The organism is Pandoraea terrae, assembly GCF_902459695.1.
Taxonomy (GTDB): Bacteria; Pseudomonadota; Gammaproteobacteria; order Burkholderiales; family Burkholderiaceae; genus Pandoraea; species Pandoraea terrae.
The window spans coordinates 47,176-64,747 of the sequence record NZ_CABPRZ010000026.1 but is presented as its reverse complement, the minus strand read 5'-3'; the positions used below and the strand labels follow the sequence as shown (position 1 = coordinate 64,747).

At 63.4% G+C, this 17,572-nt stretch carries 17 protein-coding genes; 8 read left to right on the top strand and 9 right to left on the bottom strand.

The window, feature by feature from the left end:
* Positions 1-3 precede the first annotated feature (3 nt).
* The 5 genes from prmA to PTE30175_RS22925 all read left to right on the top strand — a co-directional run bounded on the left by prmA (position 4) and on the right by PTE30175_RS22925 (position 3,974).
* Entirely contained in the window at positions 4-897 is an 894-nt protein-coding gene (prmA, locus tag PTE30175_RS22945) for a 50S ribosomal protein L11 methyltransferase (protein WP_150699387.1), read from the top strand.
* Positions 898-930: 33 nt separating this feature from the next.
* Entirely contained in the window at positions 931-1,935 is a 1,005-nt protein-coding gene (locus PTE30175_RS22940; protein ID WP_150699386.1) for a DUF3426 domain-containing protein, read from the top strand.
* Positions 1,936-1,970: 35 nt separating this feature from the next.
* Entirely contained in the window at positions 1,971-2,471 is a 501-nt protein-coding gene (gene tpx, locus PTE30175_RS22935; protein WP_150699385.1) for a thiol peroxidase, read from the top strand.
* A gap of 61 nt (positions 2,472-2,532) precedes the next feature.
* Positions 2,533-3,468 carry a carbohydrate kinase family protein gene (locus PTE30175_RS22930; protein WP_150699384.1) on the top strand — a complete coding sequence of 312 codons (936 nt, stop codon included), beginning with the start codon at positions 2,533-2,535 and terminating at the stop codon, positions 3,466-3,468.
* A 26-nt stretch (positions 3,469-3,494) separates the two neighbouring features.
* Positions 3,495-3,974 (top strand): outer membrane lipoprotein, encoded by a 480-nt coding sequence (locus tag PTE30175_RS22925; RefSeq protein WP_150699383.1) that lies wholly within the window; start codon positions 3,495-3,497, stop codon positions 3,972-3,974.
* A gap of 218 nt (positions 3,975-4,192) precedes the next feature.
* Here the strand turns inward: PTE30175_RS22925 and PTE30175_RS22920 are convergent, their stop codons facing one another.
* The 8 genes from PTE30175_RS22920 to PTE30175_RS22885 all read right to left on the bottom strand — a co-directional run bounded on the left by PTE30175_RS22920 (position 4,193) and on the right by PTE30175_RS22885 (position 12,927).
* Positions 4,193-4,816 (bottom strand): histone H1-like DNA-binding protein, encoded by a 624-nt coding sequence (locus tag PTE30175_RS22920; RefSeq protein ID WP_150699382.1) that lies wholly within the window; start codon positions 4,814-4,816, stop codon positions 4,193-4,195.
* Positions 4,817-5,437: 621 nt separating this feature from the next.
* Positions 5,438-6,607: a ribonucleotide-diphosphate reductase subunit beta gene (locus PTE30175_RS22915; protein ID WP_150699381.1), complete on the bottom strand. Its 1,170-nt coding sequence runs from the start codon at positions 6,605-6,607 to the stop codon at positions 5,438-5,440.
* Positions 6,608-6,690: 83 nt separating this feature from the next.
* Positions 6,691-9,648 (bottom strand): ribonucleoside-diphosphate reductase subunit alpha, encoded by a 2,958-nt coding sequence (locus PTE30175_RS22910; protein ID WP_150699380.1) that lies wholly within the window; start codon positions 9,646-9,648, stop codon positions 6,691-6,693.
* 429 nt (positions 9,649-10,077) lie between these two features.
* Positions 10,078-10,665, bottom strand: a complete 588-nt coding sequence (gene ampD, locus PTE30175_RS22905; protein WP_150699379.1) for a 1,6-anhydro-N-acetylmuramyl-L-alanine amidase AmpD — start codon at positions 10,663-10,665, stop codon at positions 10,078-10,080.
* Entirely contained in the window at positions 10,662-11,042 is a 381-nt protein-coding gene (locus tag PTE30175_RS22900) for a hypothetical protein (protein WP_150699378.1), read from the bottom strand. Before PTE30175_RS22900 ends, ampD begins: the two co-directional genes overlap by 4 nt.
* 13 nt (positions 11,043-11,055) lie before the next feature.
* The gene (locus PTE30175_RS22895) at positions 11,056-11,568 is read right to left on the bottom strand and encodes a DUF1269 domain-containing protein (protein ID WP_150699377.1); all 513 of its coding nucleotides are present in this window, start codon (positions 11,566-11,568) and stop codon (positions 11,056-11,058) included.
* Positions 11,569-11,754: 186 nt separating this feature from the next.
* The gene (locus PTE30175_RS22890) at positions 11,755-12,027 is read right to left on the bottom strand and encodes a PP0621 family protein (RefSeq protein ID WP_150699376.1); all 273 of its coding nucleotides are present in this window, start codon (positions 12,025-12,027) and stop codon (positions 11,755-11,757) included.
* Between the two features lie 6 nt (positions 12,028-12,033).
* A complete protein-coding gene (locus tag PTE30175_RS22885) occupies positions 12,034-12,927 on the bottom strand; it encodes a cytochrome C assembly family protein (RefSeq protein ID WP_150699375.1) in 894 nt (297 codons plus the stop codon).
* 86 nt (positions 12,928-13,013) lie between these two features.
* On the opposite strand from PTE30175_RS22885, the gene ffh reads away from it, so the two are divergent.
* Both ffh and PTE30175_RS22875 read left to right on the top strand, forming a co-directional pair.
* On the top strand, positions 13,014-14,378 hold the full coding sequence (ffh, locus tag PTE30175_RS22880; protein ID WP_150699374.1) for a signal recognition particle protein: 1,365 nt from the start codon (positions 13,014-13,016) through the stop codon (positions 14,376-14,378).
* A 71-nt stretch (positions 14,379-14,449) separates the two neighbouring features.
* Positions 14,450-14,998, top strand: a complete 549-nt coding sequence (locus tag PTE30175_RS22875) for a hypoxanthine-guanine phosphoribosyltransferase (protein WP_150699373.1) — start codon at positions 14,450-14,452, stop codon at positions 14,996-14,998.
* A 93-nt stretch (positions 14,999-15,091) separates the two neighbouring features.
* Here PTE30175_RS22875 and PTE30175_RS22870 read toward each other — a convergent pair whose 3' ends face one another.
* Entirely contained in the window at positions 15,092-16,825 is a 1,734-nt protein-coding gene (locus tag PTE30175_RS22870; protein ID WP_150699372.1) for a proline--tRNA ligase, read from the bottom strand.
* 90 nt (positions 16,826-16,915) lie between these two features.
* Between PTE30175_RS22870 and PTE30175_RS22865 the strand changes: the two genes are divergently transcribed.
* Positions 16,916-17,512 (top strand): RNA pyrophosphohydrolase, encoded by a 597-nt coding sequence (locus PTE30175_RS22865; RefSeq protein WP_150699411.1) that lies wholly within the window; start codon positions 16,916-16,918, stop codon positions 17,510-17,512.
* Positions 17,513-17,572 lie beyond the last annotated feature (60 nt).

Sequence of the window (17,572 nt, the reverse complement as noted above, 5' to 3'; positions counted from 1 at the left end):
AACATCATGTATCGCGAACTCGTCGTGGAAGTCGCCCGGGCGCAGGCCGAGGCATTGTCAGACGCCCTGCTCGACCTGGGCGCGTTGTCGGTTTCGGTGGAAGACGCCGACGCCGACACGCCCGACGAACAACCGATGTTCGGCGAGCCCGGCCTGACGCCGCCCGACACCGCGTGGCAGCATTCGCGTGTCGTCGCGCTGGTAGCCGACGATCAGGACCCGGCCGTGCTGCTCGCTGCAGCCGGCAACGCCATCGGGTTGGCGGATGCGCCCTCGTACACGTTGCGCGACGTTGCGGATCAGGACTGGGTGCGCCTGACCCAGTCGCAGTTCGAGCCGATGCAGATCGGCGAGCGGATCTGGGTCGTGCCGTCGTGGCATGACGCCCCCGATCCCGACGCGCTCGTGCTCGAACTGGATCCCGGTCTGGCCTTCGGCACGGGCAGCCATCCGACCACGCGTCTTTGCATGGAATGGCTGGAAAAACATGTGCAGGCGGGCAAGTCGCTGCTCGACTATGGCTGCGGCTCCGGCATTCTCGCCATCCTTGCGCAGAAGTGCGGCGCCCAACCGGTGATCGGCATCGACATCGATTTGCAAGCCGTGGAATCGGCCCGCTACAACAGCGAACGGAATCATGCGCCGGTGAGCTACGGCCTGCCGGCCGACTTGCACGAGGGCCAGTTCGATATCGTCGTCGCCAACATCCTCTCGAATCCGCTCAAGCTGCTCGCGTCGATGCTGTGCGGCCGCGTTGCGCCGGGCGGACGCCTGGCACTGTCGGGCGTGCTCGAGCGGCAAGCCGACGAAGTCATCGCGGCGTATGCGCCCTATATGAAGATGTCGGTCTGGCGCGCGCAGGACGGCTGGGTCTGTCTGCACGGTGAAGCCGGGTAAAATATCGCCTGGCTCCCTGACTCGCAGACGCCCATGGTGCACGCCAATCGCGTTCTCGCTACCTGCTGTCCCAACTGTCACACCGTCTTTCGCGTCGTCGCCGATCAGCTCAAGCTGCGTGACGGTCTCGTTCGTTGCGGCCAATGCCGCCATGTCTTCGACGGCCGCGCGCATCTGTGCGAGCCACCCGGCGAGGCAGCGGAAGACTCCGTTGCGCCCGAATCCCGCGCGGATGCGCGAGCAACAGGCACCGGCATCGACACATCCGCGATTCCACGTCTTTTCGATGGACCTGACACGGCCGAATCGGGCGCCGTTCCTGCGCCCTGCGCCGAAGTGCCGTCCCCGCCATTTGCGCTGCTGCGCGCGGAGGACGCAACCGTCGCGGAACCCACTCCGTTTGCCGCACAGGTGTGGGGCGATGTGCCGGGCGAGACGCCGCCCGCCCCCATTGCACCGGCTTCCCGCCCTCGTCGTCGCATCGCGTGGCGCGCCGGCATCGGCATTGCCGTGCTCGCGCTCATCGGCCAGTGGGCCTGGCTCGACCGGGAAGCGCTGGTCGACCGCTGGCCCGCGCTGCGCGCACCGCTCGCGCAGTGGGCCGCGATCACGCACGGCGACGTCGCCTTGCCGCATCAGCGCGAGGCCTTGAGCATCGAAAACGTGACGCTGCAAACCGACGCCGACGCGGCGGCCAGCGGCGCCACGGCAACGGCAGGCACCGGCGAGGCCACGGACAAGTCCGCCCCTTCGGGCCCCACTGCGAGTGACGATACGGGGCTGACGCTGACGGTCTTCCTGCGCAACAAGGCAGATCACGCGATCGCGTACCCGTCGCTTGAACTTACACTATCCGATACCGAAGCGAAGCCTGTGGCGCGCCGCGTTTTTTCGGCCGACGAGTATCTGCCCGACGCGCATGTCCGATCCGAGGGTCTGCCGGCGCGCAGCGAGCGCACGATTCGGTTACGATTGACTGCACAGCCGGACCAAGCGGCGGCCGCAAGCAACTATCGTGTACTTGCGTTCTATCCGTAACACCGCGCTGCACCCCATTCATAGAGGAGAAATCGATGTCTCAAGTCACACTCGGGGGCAACCCCATCGAAGTTGGCGGCGCCTTTCTGCAGAAGGGCCAGTCCGCACCGGCGTTTTCGCTGGTCGGCAAGGATCTGAAGGACGTCACGCTGGCCGATTTCGCCGGCAAGCGCAAGGTACTCAACATTGTGCCGAGCCTCGACACGCCGACGTGCGCGACGTCGACGCGCAAGTTCAACGAAGCCGCCGGCAAGCTGAGCAACACCGTCGTGCTCGTGGTGTCCGCCGATCTGCCGTTCGCCATGAACCGGTTCTGCGCCACCGAAGGCCTGACGAACGTGATCTCGCTGTCGACGATGCGCGGCGCCGAGTTCAAGAAGAACTACGGCGTCGACATCGCCACCGGCCCGCTCGCCGGCGTGACCGCGCGCGCCGTTGTCGTGCTCGATGAAAACGACAAGGTCCTGCATGCCGAACTCGTGCCCGAAATCAAGAACGAGCCGAACTACGATGCAGCGCTCGCCGTCCTTTCGTAAGTCATAGGCTGCACCATCGCCATCCGTATCCTCCATTGCCAGAACACAAAGGACTCCCTCCGTGACCACCCTGATCTGCGGCTCACTCGCTTTCGACAACATCATGAACTTCGAGGGCCGCTTCAGCGAGCACATCCTGCCGGACCAGGTGCATATCCTGAACGTCAGCTTCCTGGTGCCGACCCTGCGACGCAACTTCGGCGGCTGCGCGGGCAATATCGGCTACAGCCTGCACCTGCTCGGCGGCTCGCCGGAAGTCATGGCCACGGTGGGAGAGGATGGCGAGCCGTATCTCGCGCGCATGCGCGAGCTCGGCATGTCGACACGCCACGTTCGCGTGGTAGCCGGTTCGCTGACGGCCAACGCGATGATCACCACCGATCTGGACAATAACCAGATCACTGCCTTCCACCCGGGCGCGATGATGTTCTCGTCGCAAAACAAGGTGGCCGACGCCCGTGGGATTGCCCTCGGCATCGTCGCGCCGGACGGCCCCGACGCCATGCGCGAGCATGTCGAGGGCTTTGCCGCCGCCGGCATTCCGTTCCTTTTTGATCCGGGCCAGGGCCTGCCGATTCTCGATGGCGCAGCGCTTCGCCGCATGGTGGAACTCGCCAGCTATCTCGCGGTCAACGACTACGAGGCCAAACTGCTTTGCACGAAGACCGGCTGGACGCTCGACGATCTCAATTCGCGCGTCAAGGCGCTCATCGTCACACGCGGCGAGCACGGGTCCACCATTTACGCTGACGGTCGGCGACACGACATTCCGGTAGTCACGGCCACGCGCGTCGTCGATCCGACCGGGTGCGGCGACGCCTTCCGTGGCGGCCTGCTGTATGGCATCGAGAAAGGCCTGGACTGGCCGACGACCGGCCGCCTGGCGAGCCTGATGGGCTCGCTCAAGATTGCCGAACAGGGTCCGCAGACGTACGCCCCCACCCGCGCGGAAATTCTGAATCGCTTTGCCGCCGAATTCGGCTATGGCCTGGAATAATTCATCGCTTATTCGCGAGATCTGACATGGCACGACTCACCACACCGCTACTCTTCGTCACCGTCGCGGCAACGCTCGGCCTCTCGGCCTGTACCGCCATCGGTCCCAGCAACTCGGCGAGTGTCTATCGCGGCGGCCAGGCTCAGCGCGAGCAGGTCGTGCGCATGGGAACCGTCGAATCGGTGCGCCCGGTCACGATCGACGCGAGCAACGGACAACCCGGCGCGCTCGGCGTCCTCGGCGGCGGTGCGCTCGGTGCAGTGGGCGGCAGCGCCATCGGCGGTGGCCGCGGCTCGATCGTCACCGGCATTCTCGGCGCCATCGGCGGCGCGGTCGCCGGTCAGGCGATTGAAAACCGCATGAGCCAGAAAGCCGGTCTCGAAATTACCGTGCGTCTCGACAACGGCGAGTTGCGTGCGATCACCCAGGATGCCGACGAAGGCTTCCGTCCGGGCGAACGCGTGCGCCTGCTGTCAAGCGGCGGCGTCACCCGCGTGACCCACTAGCGCGAACAGGCCCTGGGCGTCACATGCCGGCGGTCGCGCCGGTGGGCTTCATCTGAAACGCGCATGGCCATCGCCGTGCGCGTTTTTTCTTGTGCGTAAATCGTCCGGGCAAGAAAAAACCCGCTGCGACGACGTGCGCCGCAGCGGGTTTCGGATCGCGTAGACACTACGCGATCAAAAGACACCGAAGTGTCCAGGTTCCTGCATCAGCCTTCGACTTACGGACGGCTGCCGGTCGGGAACGGCCATGCCGCCGCCGGGCTCAACACCGTCTTTGCCGCCGGAGCAGCAGCTGCCGGCGTCGCGGCAGGCGCAGCAGGTGCAGCAGCCTTGGCCTTCTTGGCAGCCGGCTTCTTCGCAGCAGCCGGCTTCTTCGCAGCAGCAGGCTTCTTCGCAGCGGCCGGCTTCTTCGCAGCGGCAGGCTTCTTCGCAGCAGCCGGCTTCTTGGCAGCGGCGGCCTTCTTCGCCGGCGCCTTCTTCGCTGCTACCTTCTTGACCGCGGCTTTCTTGGCCGGGGCCTTCTTGGCGGCGACTTTCTTCACTGCGGCTTTCTTGGCCGGCGCCTTCTTGGCGGCAACCTTCTTCACTGCAGCTTTCTTGGCCGGAGCCTTCTTCGCTGCGACCTTCTTCACTGCTGCCTTCTTGGCCGGTGCAGCCTTCTTCGCTGCGACCTTCTTCACTGCTGCCTTCTTGGCCGGCGCCTTCTTGGCGGCGACCGGCTTCTTGGCGGCAGCTGCCTTCTTGGCGACCGGCTTCTTGGCGGCAACCGCCTTCTTCGCTACCGGTTTCTTGGCGGCAGCAACTTTCTTGACTGCGGGTTTTTTCTTAGCAGTAGTAGCCATCATTTATCTCCTGAACGTGTGAATCGTTCAAACAAACCACCTGAGAAGGAAACCCGACCGCCGCGTGGTACGTGGGCGGCGAGCGGGCTATTCATCGGCGTACGCATCGGACATCGGCTGCTTACGCTAATGAATTCGGCGCTGCGCGTGCGAACCTGCTCGGTGCGATTCGCGCGCGCAAAAAAATTGCCAGCGACACTGCCGCCGGCAATTCGATTGTCGTGAGATTGGAAAGTCGCCAGTTTCTTGGGGGGGTAGCTTGCCTGTCCCGTCATCGGGATGGAGGAGATTGCGATAGCGGATAAGCGATACTGCTTGCTATGCACCAAGGTTTTTACGCTCCGTAACTACCAGCTCTCTGTCGCGGGATGAAAGCGAAACGCTTTCGTGTGTTCATCGAGACTACTGAGACTGCAATTCATTTGAGCGAATAATAATTCTTTTGTGATGCGATGTTAATACTTTGTACATAAAAAAGCGTACATGGCTCAACATCGCGATCGCAATTTGTTGTATTTGATGCACACAACACACCGCGATCGCTTCATCGATGTGGCGACAACATGGCTTCGATGCGATATCGAAGCGCGCGTGAGTTGCTCACGCGCGTCGCCAAACATCTCAGTCCCAGCTCAGCGCGCCACCGGTTTGATACTCGATCACGCGCGTCTCGAAGAAGTTGCGTTCCTTCTTCAAGTCGATCATCTCGCTCATCCAGGGGAACGGATTTTCTTCGTTCGCGAAGAGCGGCTCGAGGCCGATCTGCGTGCAGCGGCGGTTCGCGATGAAGCGCAGGTAACCCTTGAACATGCCCGCGTTCAGGCCCAGCACGCCGCGCGGCATCGTGTCTTCGGCATAACGATATTCAAGATCGACGGCCTTCTTGAACAGCTCGCGAATCTCGTCGCGGAACGCCGGCGTCCACAGGTGCGGGTTCTCCAGCTTCACCTGGTTGATCAGGTCGATACCGAAGTTGCAGTGCATCGACTCGTCACGCAGGATGTACTGATATTGCTCGGCGGCGCCGGTCATTTTGTTCTGACGGCCGAGCGCGAGGATTTGCGTAAACCCGACGTAGAAGAACAGACCTTCCATGATGCAGGCGAACACGATCAGCGAACGCAGCAACTGCTGATCGGTCTCGAGCGTGCCGGTCTTGAAGGCCGGGTCCGTCAGGATGTCGATGAACGGGATCAGGAACTCGTCCTTCGCGCGAATCGACGGCACTTCGTGGTACGCGTTGAAGATTTCACCTTCGTCCAGGCCCAGGCTCTCCACGATGTACTGATAAGCGTGCGTGTGGATCGCCTCTTCGAACGCCTGACGCAACAGGAACTGGCGGCACTCCGGCGCGGTGATGTGACGGTACGTGCCCAGCACGATGTTGTTCGCGGCGAGCGAATCGGCCGTCACGAAGAAGCCGAGGTTGCGCTTGACCACGCGCCGCTCGTCTTCCGTCAAGCCGTTCGGATCCTTCCACAGCGCGATGTCGCGCGACATATTGATTTCCTGCGGCATCCAGTGGTTCGCGCAACCGGCCAGATACTTCTCCCAAGCCCACTTGTACTTGAACGGCACAAGTTGGTTGACGTCGGTCGAGCCGTTGATCACGCGCTTGTCTGCGGCGTTGACACGGCGCTTCGATTGCGACGCGATGGCATTCGGGTTATCCCCGTGGTCGGTGCCAAGGATGTTCGTGCCGAAGGCGAGCGACGGCTCGTCGGCGATCGGTGCGGCGGTAACCGGTTGAACCGGTTGTGCGGCCTTGGTCTCTTCTTCCCAATTCAGCATAGGGGTCTATGTCCATTCAATGTTGAGCGGCGGCGAGACGCGCGAACGGGCTCGCCGCCGGAGGTGCAACAGGTGTGCCCGGCTTACTGGCAGGCTTCGCACTCTTCGAAGCCGGGGTCGCCCGGGCGCATCGTGCACACGGCGCCTTCGGCTTCCGGCATCGGCTGCGCCAGCGGCGAGACCGAGGCTTCCGGCGCTGCATCCAGTCCGCCGCTTATGCCGCCCGACGACACCGCGTTGAGCGAGCCGCGGCTGACCGTCGACTTCTCGACGTGTGTCGCTGCCATCGTGCGCAGGTAATACGTCGTCTTCAGGGCACGGGTCCAGGCCAGCTTGTAGGTTTCGTCGAGCTTCTTGCCCGAGGCGCCTGCCATATAGATATTGAGCGACTGGGCTTGGTCGATCCACTTCTGGCGGCGCGAGGCCGCTTCGACCAGCCACTTCGGCTCGACTTCGAACGCCGTGGCGTAGATGTCGCGCAGGTCGCTCGGCACGCGGTCAATGCGGGCCAGCGAGCCGTCGAAATACTTCAGGTCGGCGACCATCACTTCATCCCACAGGCCGCGTTCCTTCAGATCACGCACCAGGTACTCGTTGACGACCGTGAATTCGCCCGACAGGTTCGACTTCACGTAGAGGTTCTGGAACGTCGGCTCGATACAGGCCGAAACGCCGATGATGTTCGAGATCGTCGCGGTCGGGGCGATCGCCACGCAGTTCGAGTTGCGCATGCCGTGCGCGGCGATATGCGCGCGCAGGCTATCCCAGTCCAGCGTTGCCGACAGGTCGACGTCGACGTAGCCGCCACGTTCTTCGGCGAGCAGACGCAGCGAGTCCTGCGGCAGGATGCCACGATCCCACAGCGAGCCCGGGTACGACGAATACTTGCCGCGCTCGGCAGCCAGTTCGGTCGATGCCCAGTAGGCGTAGTAGCAAACCGCTTCCATCGAACGATCCGCGAACTCGACTGCGGCATCCGATGCGTACGGCGTGCGCAGCAGATGCAGGCAGTCCTGGAAGCCCATGATGCCCATGCCGACCGGACGATGATGCAGGTTCGAATTCCGCGCCTTGGCCACGGCGTAGTAATTGATGTCGATCACGTTGTCGAGCATGCGCATCGCCACCCGGACGGTGCGCTGCAACTTTTCGTGATCGAGTTCATAGCCGCCGTTGGCCGTGCGCTTCATGTGCGCCACCAGGTTCACCGAGCCGAGGTTGCAGACGGCGATTTCGGTCTCGCTCGTGTTGAGCGTGATTTCCGTGCACAGGTTCGACGAATGCACCACGCCCACGTGCTGCTGCGGCGAGCGAATGTTGCAAGGATCCTTGAAGGTAATCCACGGATGACCGGTTTCGAACAGCATGCCCAGCATCTTGCGCCACAGGGCTTGGGCCGGCACCTTCTTGAACAGCTTCAGTTCGCCGCGCGCCGCCTTCTCTTCATAGGCGACGTAGGCCGTCTCGAAGGCCTTGCCGTACTTGTCGTGCAGGTCAGGGCAGGTCGACGGCGAGAACAGCGTCCACTCGCCGCCTTCCATCACGCGCTTCATGAACAGGTCCGGAATCCAGTTGGCCGTGTTCATGTCGTGCGTACGGCGGCGATCGTCGCCCGTGTTCTTGCGAAGTTCGAGGAATTCCTCGATGTCCAGGTGCCACGTTTCAAGATAGGCGCAGACCGCGCCCTTGCGCTTGCCGCCCTGGTTCACGGCCACGGCCGTGTCGTTGACGACCTTCAGGAACGGCACGACGCCCTGGCTCTTGCCGTTCGTGCCCTTGATGTGCGAGCCGAGTGCGCGCACTTGCGTCCAGTCGTTGCCCAGACCGCCGGCGAACTTCGACAGCAGCGCATTTTCCTTCAGCGCTTCATAGATGCCTTCGAGGTCGTCCGACACGGTCGTCAGGTAGCACGACGACAGTTGCGAGCGGCGCGTGCCCGAGTTGAACAGCGTCGGCGTCGAGCTCATGAAATCGAAGCTCGACAGGATCTGGTAGAACTCGATCGCACGCGCTTCACGCTCGACTTCGCCGAGCGCCAGGCCCATCGCGACGCGCATGAAGAATGCCTGCGGCATTTCGATGCGCGCGCCGTCGACGTGCAGGAAGTAGCGGTCGTACAGCGTCTGCAGGCCGAGGTAGTTGAACTGGAGGTCGCGCGAAGCGTCGAGCGCCGCGCCAAGCTTCACCAGGTCGAACTGCATCAGCTTCTCGTCGAGCAGTTCGGCTTCGATGCCGCGCTTGATAAAGCGCGGGAAGTATTCGACATAGCGCTCGGCCATTTCGCCCTGCGGCACTTCTTCGCCGAGGATTTCGCGGCGGATCGTGTGCATCAGGATGCGCGCCGTGACCAGGCTGTAGTCAGGATCCTTTTCGATCAGCGTGCGCGAGGCCAGGATCGCCGAGTCGTAGACCTGCGACAGCGGCACGCCGTCATACAGGTTCTTGACCGTCTCGGTCAGGATCGGCTCGGCATCGACACCGGCGCCAAGACCGTCACAGGCGGACTGGATGACGTTGCGCAGCGCCTGCATGTCCAGCGGACGGGTTACGCCTGCGTCAGTGACATGCAAGCCCGGGGCAGCCGGCTGCGCGGCGGACGCCGCCTCGACGGCATGGGCGCGCTCTTGCGAACGCTTTTCGCGATACAGCACGTATGCGCGGGCGGTGTTGTGTTCGCCGGCGCGCATCAGGGCCAGTTCGACCTGATCCTGGATGTCTTCGATATGAAAGGTGCCGCCGTTGGGCCGGCTGCGCACCAGCGCGCGCACGACGTTGCCGGTCAATTCTTCGACCAGCTCGCGAATCCGCGCCGAAGCCGCGCCCGATCCGCCGTTGACAGCCAGGAAGGCCTTGGTCACGGCGATCGCGATCTTCGACGGCTCGAAACCCACCACCGCGCCGTTACGTCGAATCACCTTGAAGTCGGCGTTCGTCGCCGGCTGAAACGCGCCCGTCGTCTGGGGCGCCGATGCACTCGCGGCATCGCCCGGCTGGGCGCTCGACGAGGGATTCTGGCGGGTGAGGTTTTCGTTGATTTGCATGTAAAAAACTCCCGTTCCGATTGAGTGGTGCTAAACGCTTCTTCACTGACGTGGTGCCGGCGACGAAGCGCCCTGGGGGCGCCGCGGTAAGCGGCGAATGACACCGTGGACACCGGCGGGCGGCCAGTACCTCAAAGCGCCCGCTACCACGGCTTGGTGCTTGGCGAGTGCCCCGTCGCGGGACGCAACACACGCTTGACTGATTCGAAAGATTTAGGGTCAAACCACTATATATAGTGGTCAACACCCGAATTCGCACTAAGTATAGTGGAGAAGCCGCCAGCCGCAAAACATAAATTTTTTGTTCCCGCAGACGCCCGCAGGACGTCCATGTCAAGCAAATCCGACCGCCGCATGGGGGTAAGCGATGCACGTGCCCGGCCCCGGCGCCGCTTCGGCACCGGTGTCGTCCCAAGCATGCGGCATCGTTTATGCGGTCCCTTGAAACGGCAACATTTCGGGCGGAAGATCCGCCATCTGCCGGAACTTTCGCCACTCGAAGCACGGACCGGGATCCGTTTTGCGCTCCGGTGCAATATCGGCATGTCCGGCGATGGCTTGAATCGGATAACGCGCGAGAATCGCCCGCGTCAGGGCCGCCAGGGTCGCGTACTGCGCCGCCTCGAACGGCGTGTCGTCGCTTCCCTCCAACTCTACGCCGATCGAGAAATCGTTGCAGCGCGTGCGCCCGAGAAACGCGGAGGCCCCCGCATGCCAGGCGCGCGCGTCGCAGGACACGAATTGCTGCAACACACCATCCCTGCATACCAAAAAATGCGCCGACACCTGCACGCCGCGGATTTCGTCGAAGAACGGATGCGCGTCATGATCGAGCCGGTTGCAGAAAAAGCGTGCGATCTCGCCGCCGCCGAACTGCCCCGGCGGCAGACTGATGTTGTGCACCACCAGCAGGTCGACCGGCATGCCCTCGGGCCGCGCGTCGAAATTCGGCGACGCGATCCGTTCAGCCTGCACGACCCAGCCGTCGTCACCGATCGTGAGCGCGGTGTTCGTCATGACGCCCACCTCCGCACGATGCGCGTACGCGCGCCCACGCGCGCGGCGTTGCTGCCGAAGCGAACGATGACGGACGACAAAGACAGGATCATGGCGAATTCCTGACGCAGGGGGGCGCCATTGTAGCCCAGACCGGCGGCCGACGCTGACGGCTTTCCCAATCCGGCGCCTGCGCGCACTTGCCGGTGGTGTGGCGTAGCGCTGCGCGCAAAATGGCAGAAGCCTCCCGCAAACCCATGCCGGGAGGCTTCCTTGGGCGCCGCTACGCCCTGGGACGGCATCCGCGCCGGCTGCACCGGCGGAAGATCCGTCCCGCGCCGCTCACAGGTGCGGCGCAAGGTGGCCACGAATGGCCGCAAGACTTCGCAAATCGTCAAGCCCTCGCAATGCTCAAGGGAACGCCGGGATGGCGGATTCGACGCCTTCCATGTGCGCTTCCGGATGATGCTCGCGCAACAGCTCACGAATTTCCTCGACGCGGCCGTCGCGCACGTCGATCATGAGGAGAATCATGCCGCGTTCGACCGCGTCCTTGAACGGTTTCAGGCGCGAATTCGGCACCGAGCAACCGATCATGCTGGAGACCCACGCGCCGAACAGCGAGCCGAGCGGCGCCGTGATGATCATCAGTTCCCACTGGGGTTTCGTACCCACGATGGGGAAAAACGCGGCGACTGCGCCGACAGCCAGCCCGCAGAAACCGCCGATCACGAGCCCGGCTTCCGCGCCGTGCACGATATCGGATGTTTGCAGCAGATTGGCTTCGTGCAGTCCCTCCAATTCCATATCCTCGCGGGCCATGAAATGGATGTGACGCTCCTCGACGCGGGCCAGCAACAAGTCACTCATCGTGCGTTGTGCGCTGGCGAGATCGGGGAGCAGGAAATACATTCGTCTGCGCATCAGCATAACGTGTCCTCCTGTCCCGAATGATTCGCTTCTTAGCCGATCCGTTGGCGATCTTTGTGCGATCTTTGTGTTTACTGAGTTTTAGTGCATGGGAACGGTGAGCGCAAGGCGCCCCGCGCCGGGTGGGCGGGCACGTTTGATGCTTGGACAGCCCCTGGCAGGGGCTATGCGAGCGCGGTATTAGCGCGGGCGGGCGAGAAAGGCCTGCTGATGCGCGGCGCTGCAGAAGTGCGCGTCGTCGGCGCCGGCAAGCGCCTCGCTCTCCGGAAGATAAGTGCCGCATTGCGCGCAACGCACCATACGCTCGGCCGGCGGCAGCGCGTCGCGTTGCGGCGGCACGCCGCGTTGCGCGCCGGAGGTCCGCACACGCTCGGCCTGATCGCGCCGCTCCTTGCGCCGCATCCACCAGGTACCCGCCACCAGTAACAGCAGCAACAACAGAATATTGCGCATCGCGCCCTACCTCTCCGTCATGCGATGCAGCACCACCTCGAGCACGAAGCGGCTGCCGACATACGCCAGCAAAAGCGTCACGAAGGACGCCAGCACCCAACGCAGCGCGACCTTGCCGCGCCACCCGTACAATTGCCGTCCGACCAGCACCGCGCCGAACATCACCCACGAAATGACGGCGAACACTGTCTTGTGGTCGATGCGCACCGCGCGGCCGAACAGGGTTTCGGAAAACATCACGCCCGAGACCAGCGTCAATGTCAGCAGAACGAATCCTGCGCCGATCAGGCGAAACAGCAGCTTCTCCAGCGTGAGCAGCGGCGGCAGCGTATCGAGCCAGCGCGTCAGCCAGCCGCCCGAGCGCTCACCCGCACGTGCGGGATGCAGTTGCCGCTCCGCATAAAGCATCAGCATCGCATGCAGCGCCGCCAGCGCGAAAAGGCCATAGGCCATGTTCGCGATGATGAAGTGCAGCTTGAACACCGGGTTCGCGGCAAAGCTCAGGATGCGGTTGTCGGCGAAGAGCAGCGGCATCAGGCAGGCCAGCGACGCCGTCGGCATGACGAGAATGCGCAGGCTGTCGAGCGGGAAGAAGAAGCTCTCGATCCAGTAGATCCCGACGGACAGCCACAGCATCGCGGACAGCGCATAGGCAAATCCGAAATACATGCTGTCTGCACGGAAGATCGTCTGATGCAACAGCACGCCATGCACCACGAGCGCGACCAGCAGCACACCCTGCAGGGGCCAGTGCAAGGCGTTCGAACCCGCGCCGGCAGGCATGCGGGCGCCGCCCGCACCATCGATAACGAGGGCGGCATCGCGCCGGTATCCCTGCCATGAGGCCACCGCCAATCCGGCATAGAGGATGGCGGTCATCGCATACAGTAAAATAGTCATGTTCGAAGTTTACACTACCCCTTGACGGGCGCGCTGCCATACGGCAACCGCCGCGGCCTGGGACTCGCAGTCACAGGAAACGTTTCATGCTCGACAATCTCACTACGCGTCTGGCGAAGGTCGTCAAGACGCTGCGCGGCGAAGCCCGGCTGACGGAAGCCAACACGCAGGAAATGCTGCGCGAGGTGCGTTTGGCCCTGCTGGAGGCCGACGTGGCGCTGCCAGTCGTGCGCGAATTCATCGCCAAGGTCAAGGAAAAAGCCCTCGGCGAGGAAGTGCTGGCGAGCCTCTCGCCGGGCCAGGCCCTCGTCGGCGTGGTCCAGCGCGAGCTGACCGCGCTGATGGGCGGCGATTACGAAGGCCGCGCCGCCGAACTCAATCTTGCCACGACGCCCCCCGCCATTATCCTGATGGCCGGCTTGCAAGGCGCCGGGAAAACCACCACCGTCGGGAAACTGGCCAAGCTTCTGCGCGGCCAGAAGAAGAAAGTGCTGACGGTTTCCGTCGACGTGTACCGCCCCGCCGCCATCGCACAGCTGCAGACAGTGACGGAACAGGTCGGCGCGGATTTCTTCCCCTCGCAGCCTGACCAGAAGCCGGTCGACATCGCGGGCGCCGCGATCGATTGGGCACGCAAGCATCACCACGACGTCCTGCTGGTCGACACCGCCGGCCGTCTCGGCATCGACGAAGCGATGATGTCGGAAATCAGCGCGCTGCACGCCGCGTTGAACCCGATCGAAACCCTGTTCGTCGTCGACGCGATGCTGGGCCAGGATGCCGTGAACACCGCGCGCGCGTTCAACGACGCGCTGCCGCTGACCGGCGTTATCCTCACCAAGCTCGACGGTGATTCGCGCGGCGGTGCGGCACTGTCCGTGCGTCACGTCACGGGCCGCCCCATCAAGTTCGTCGGTGTCGGCGAAAAGCTCGACGGCCTCGAGGTCTTCTATCCGGACCGCATGGCCAACCGGATTCTCGGCATGGGCGATATTCTCGCCCTCGTCGAGGAAGCGCAACGCGGGGTCGACGTTCAGGCCGCGCAAAAGCTCGCCGAGAAGGTCAAGAAAGGCGGCGACTTCGACCTCAACGACTTCAAGGCACAGATCGGCCAGATGAAGAAGATGGGCGGTCTGTCGACCCTGATGGACAAGCTGCCGGCGCAATTCCAGGCCGCGGCGAGCCAGACCAATATGGATCAGGCCGAGAAATCGGTGCGCCGCATGGAAGGCATCATCAATTCGATGACGCCCGGCGAGCGCGCCAAGCCGGACCTGATCAAGGCCAGCCGCAAGCGCCGTATCGCCGCGGGCGCCGGTGTGCAGGTGCAGGAAGTCAACCGCATGCTGGCGCAGTACGACCAGATGCGCACAATGATGAAGAAACTGAAAGGCGGCGGCATGATGAAGATGATGCGCAGCATGAAGGGCATGATGCCCGGCATGCGCTAGTCGCGGACCATCCGGCGTTATACTGCCGGCCGCACTGAACTGAATCCTCGCACTCGCCAAGGGTCGCCCATATGAACCGCGAAGAAGCCCTCGAAGTATTCCGCAATTCCGAAGAGATCGTCACGCCGCAGGAGGTCAATGCCTCCGTCGACCGCATGGCCGGCGCTATCAAGAGCGCCATCGGCGACACGTTCCCGATGGTGCTGTCCGTCATGGGCGGCGCCGCCGTCTTCACGGGCATGTTGCTGCCCCGCCTCGATTTTCCGCTGGAATTCGACTACATCCATCTGTCCCGCTACAACAACACCACGACGGGCGGCGCGATGCAGTGGCGCGTGGCGCCGCGCGACTCGGTGCGTGGCCGCGTGGTGCTGGTGCTTGACGACATTCTCGACGAGGGCGCCACCATGGCGGCCATTCGTGACCGTATCCTGGAGATGGGCGCGTCCCACTTCTACAGCGCCGTGCTGTGCGAGAAACTGCTCAACAAAGCGAAGCCGTCGCATCCCGATTTCTGCGGCTTCACCGTGCCCGACCGCTACGTCTTCGGCTGCGGCATGGACGCACGCGGCTACTGGCGCAATCTGCCGTCGATCCGGGCGCTGCATTCCGCCAAGTAGGTTTTCGGACGTTTCACGCGCCAAAAGACAACGGCCGTCGTTCACGCACACGACGGCCGTTTGTCATTCGACGCTAACGCAGGCGGCGTTCGGTCAGACGACCTTTGCCGCGCGGACCTTGCCCGTGACGAACTCGGCGGCTGTATCGGCATCGAGCAGTTGCGCTTCGGCATCGCGGCGGCCCTGATACTCGATCTTGCCTTCCTTGAGGCCGCGGTCGCCAATGACCAGGCGATGCGGCACGCCGATCAGTTCCCAGTCGGCGAACATCACGCCCGGACGCTCGCCGCGATCGTCGAAGATCACGTCGACGCCGGCAGCGAGCAGCGCTTCGTACAGCTTGTCTGCGGCGGCGCGCACCGCATCGCTGCGATCGTAGCCCATCGGGCACAGCACAACTTCGAACGGCGCGATCGCCTCGGGCCAGATGATGCCGCGGTCGTCGAAATTCTGCTCGATCGCCGCGCCGAGAATCCGCGTCACGCCGATGCCGTAGCAGCCCATCTCCATCGGCTGCGGCTTGCCGTTCTCGCCGAGGAACGTCGCACTCATCGCTTCCGAGTACTTGGTGCCCAGCTGGAACACGTGACCGACTTCGATGCCGCGGCACAGCGCGATCTCACCCTTCCCGTCCGGCGACGGGTCGCCCGCAACGATATTGCGGATGTCGTAGACCTCCGGTTCCGGCAGATCACGCCCCCAGTTCACGCCGGTCATGTGGAAATCGGCGTCGTTGGCGCCGACGACGAAGTCGCTCATGTCGGCGACGGTCCGGTCAGCGACCAGCTTGACCGGCTTCTTCGTGCCGATCGGGCCGAGATAGCCCGGCCGCGTGCCGAACCATTCGACGATCTCGGCTTCCGTGGCAAAACGGAACTCACCGAGCCCCGGGATCTTGCTCGCCTTGATCTCATTGAGCTCGTGATCGCCGCGCAGCATCAGCAGCCAGACCTGCACGCCGGCCTCGCCGTCGGTGGCCAGCACGACCGACTTGACGGTACGTTCGAGTGGAATATTCAGGTGTTCGGCCACGGCCTCGCACTTGGCCATGCCCGGCGTAGAGGCCTTGGCCAGCGCCTCGGCGGGGGCGGCACGGCCGTTGCCCAGCGCGACGGCGTCGGCCTTCTCGACGTTGGCCGCGTAGTCGGACGTCGGGCAATAGGCGATGGCGTCCTCGCCGGTGTCGGCAATCACGTGGAATTCATGTGAGCCCGAACCGCCGATTGAGCCGTTGTCGGCGATGACGGCGCGGAATTCGAGGCCCAGGCGCGTGAAGATGCGCACGTACGCATCGAACATCTTCTGGTACGAGACTTCCAGGCCCGCACGGTCCTTATCGAAGGAATAGGCATCCTTCATGATGAACTCGCGGCCGCGCATCACGCCGAAACGCGGGCGAATCTCGTCGCGGAACTTCGTCTGGATCTGATAGAAATTGACCGGCAACTGGCGATAGCTCTTGATTTCGCGGCGCGCAATGTCCGTCACGACCTCCTCGTGGGTCGGGCCGACGACGAAATCGCGGTCGTTACGGTCCTTCAGGCGCAGCAGTTCCGGCCCATATTTCTCCCAGCGGCCCGATTCCTCCCACAGTTCGGCCGGCTGCACGGCCGGCATCAGGAGCTCGACGGCCCCGGCGCGGTTCATTTCCTCACGTACGATCGCTTCGACCTTGCGAATCGAACGCAGGCCGATCGGCAGGTAGTTATAGATGCCGCCGGCCACGCGGCGGATCATGCCGGCGCGCATCATCAGCTTGTGGCTGACGATTTCGGCGTCGGCAGGGGCTTCTTTCAGAGTGCCGATGAAGAAACGAGAGGCTTTCATGCTTTATCCAGGAGAGATAGGGCCACCGGCCCGCGGTGGCGATTATCTGTTTATAATCGAAGCAATTTTAAAGGATTCAAGGGTGGTTGTATGCTTGACCGTGAAGGCTTTCGCCCGAACGTCGGCATCATCCTCTTAAACGCACATAATGAGGTGTTCTGGGGCAAGCGGCTGGGCGAGCATTCCTGGCAGTTTCCGCAAGGCGGCATCAAGTACGGCGAGACGCCGGAACAGGCCATGTATCGCGAGCTGCACGAAGAAACCGGCCTGAAGCCAGAGCACATCAAAATCATCGGTCGCACGCGCGACTGGTTGCGTTACGAGGTGCCGGACAAGTTCATCAAGCGCGAAGTGCGCGGACATTACCGGGGCCAGAAACAAATCTGGTTCCTGCTGCGCATGGTCGGTCGCGATTGCGACATCTGCCTGCGCGCGACCGATCATCCGGAGTTCGATGCCTGGCGCTGGAATGATTATTGGGTTCCGCTCGATGCCGTCATCGAGTTCAAGCGCGAGGTTTATCAACTGGCGCTCAATGAGCTGTCGCGCTATCTGCGCCGCAATCCCGCCCGTCTGCCACATGACCGGCGGCGGTTTCCGCGCGCCGGCGCCAAGCTGCCGCCGGGGGCCGAAAACGTGCCGGATGCCGTCCCGCAAGCGTCTCCCAAGACGCCGCAGGAGAACTGAGGACGGACCTTACGGTCCATCAACCACCGGATGCGGGCCCGACCGCCCGCATCGTTCCCA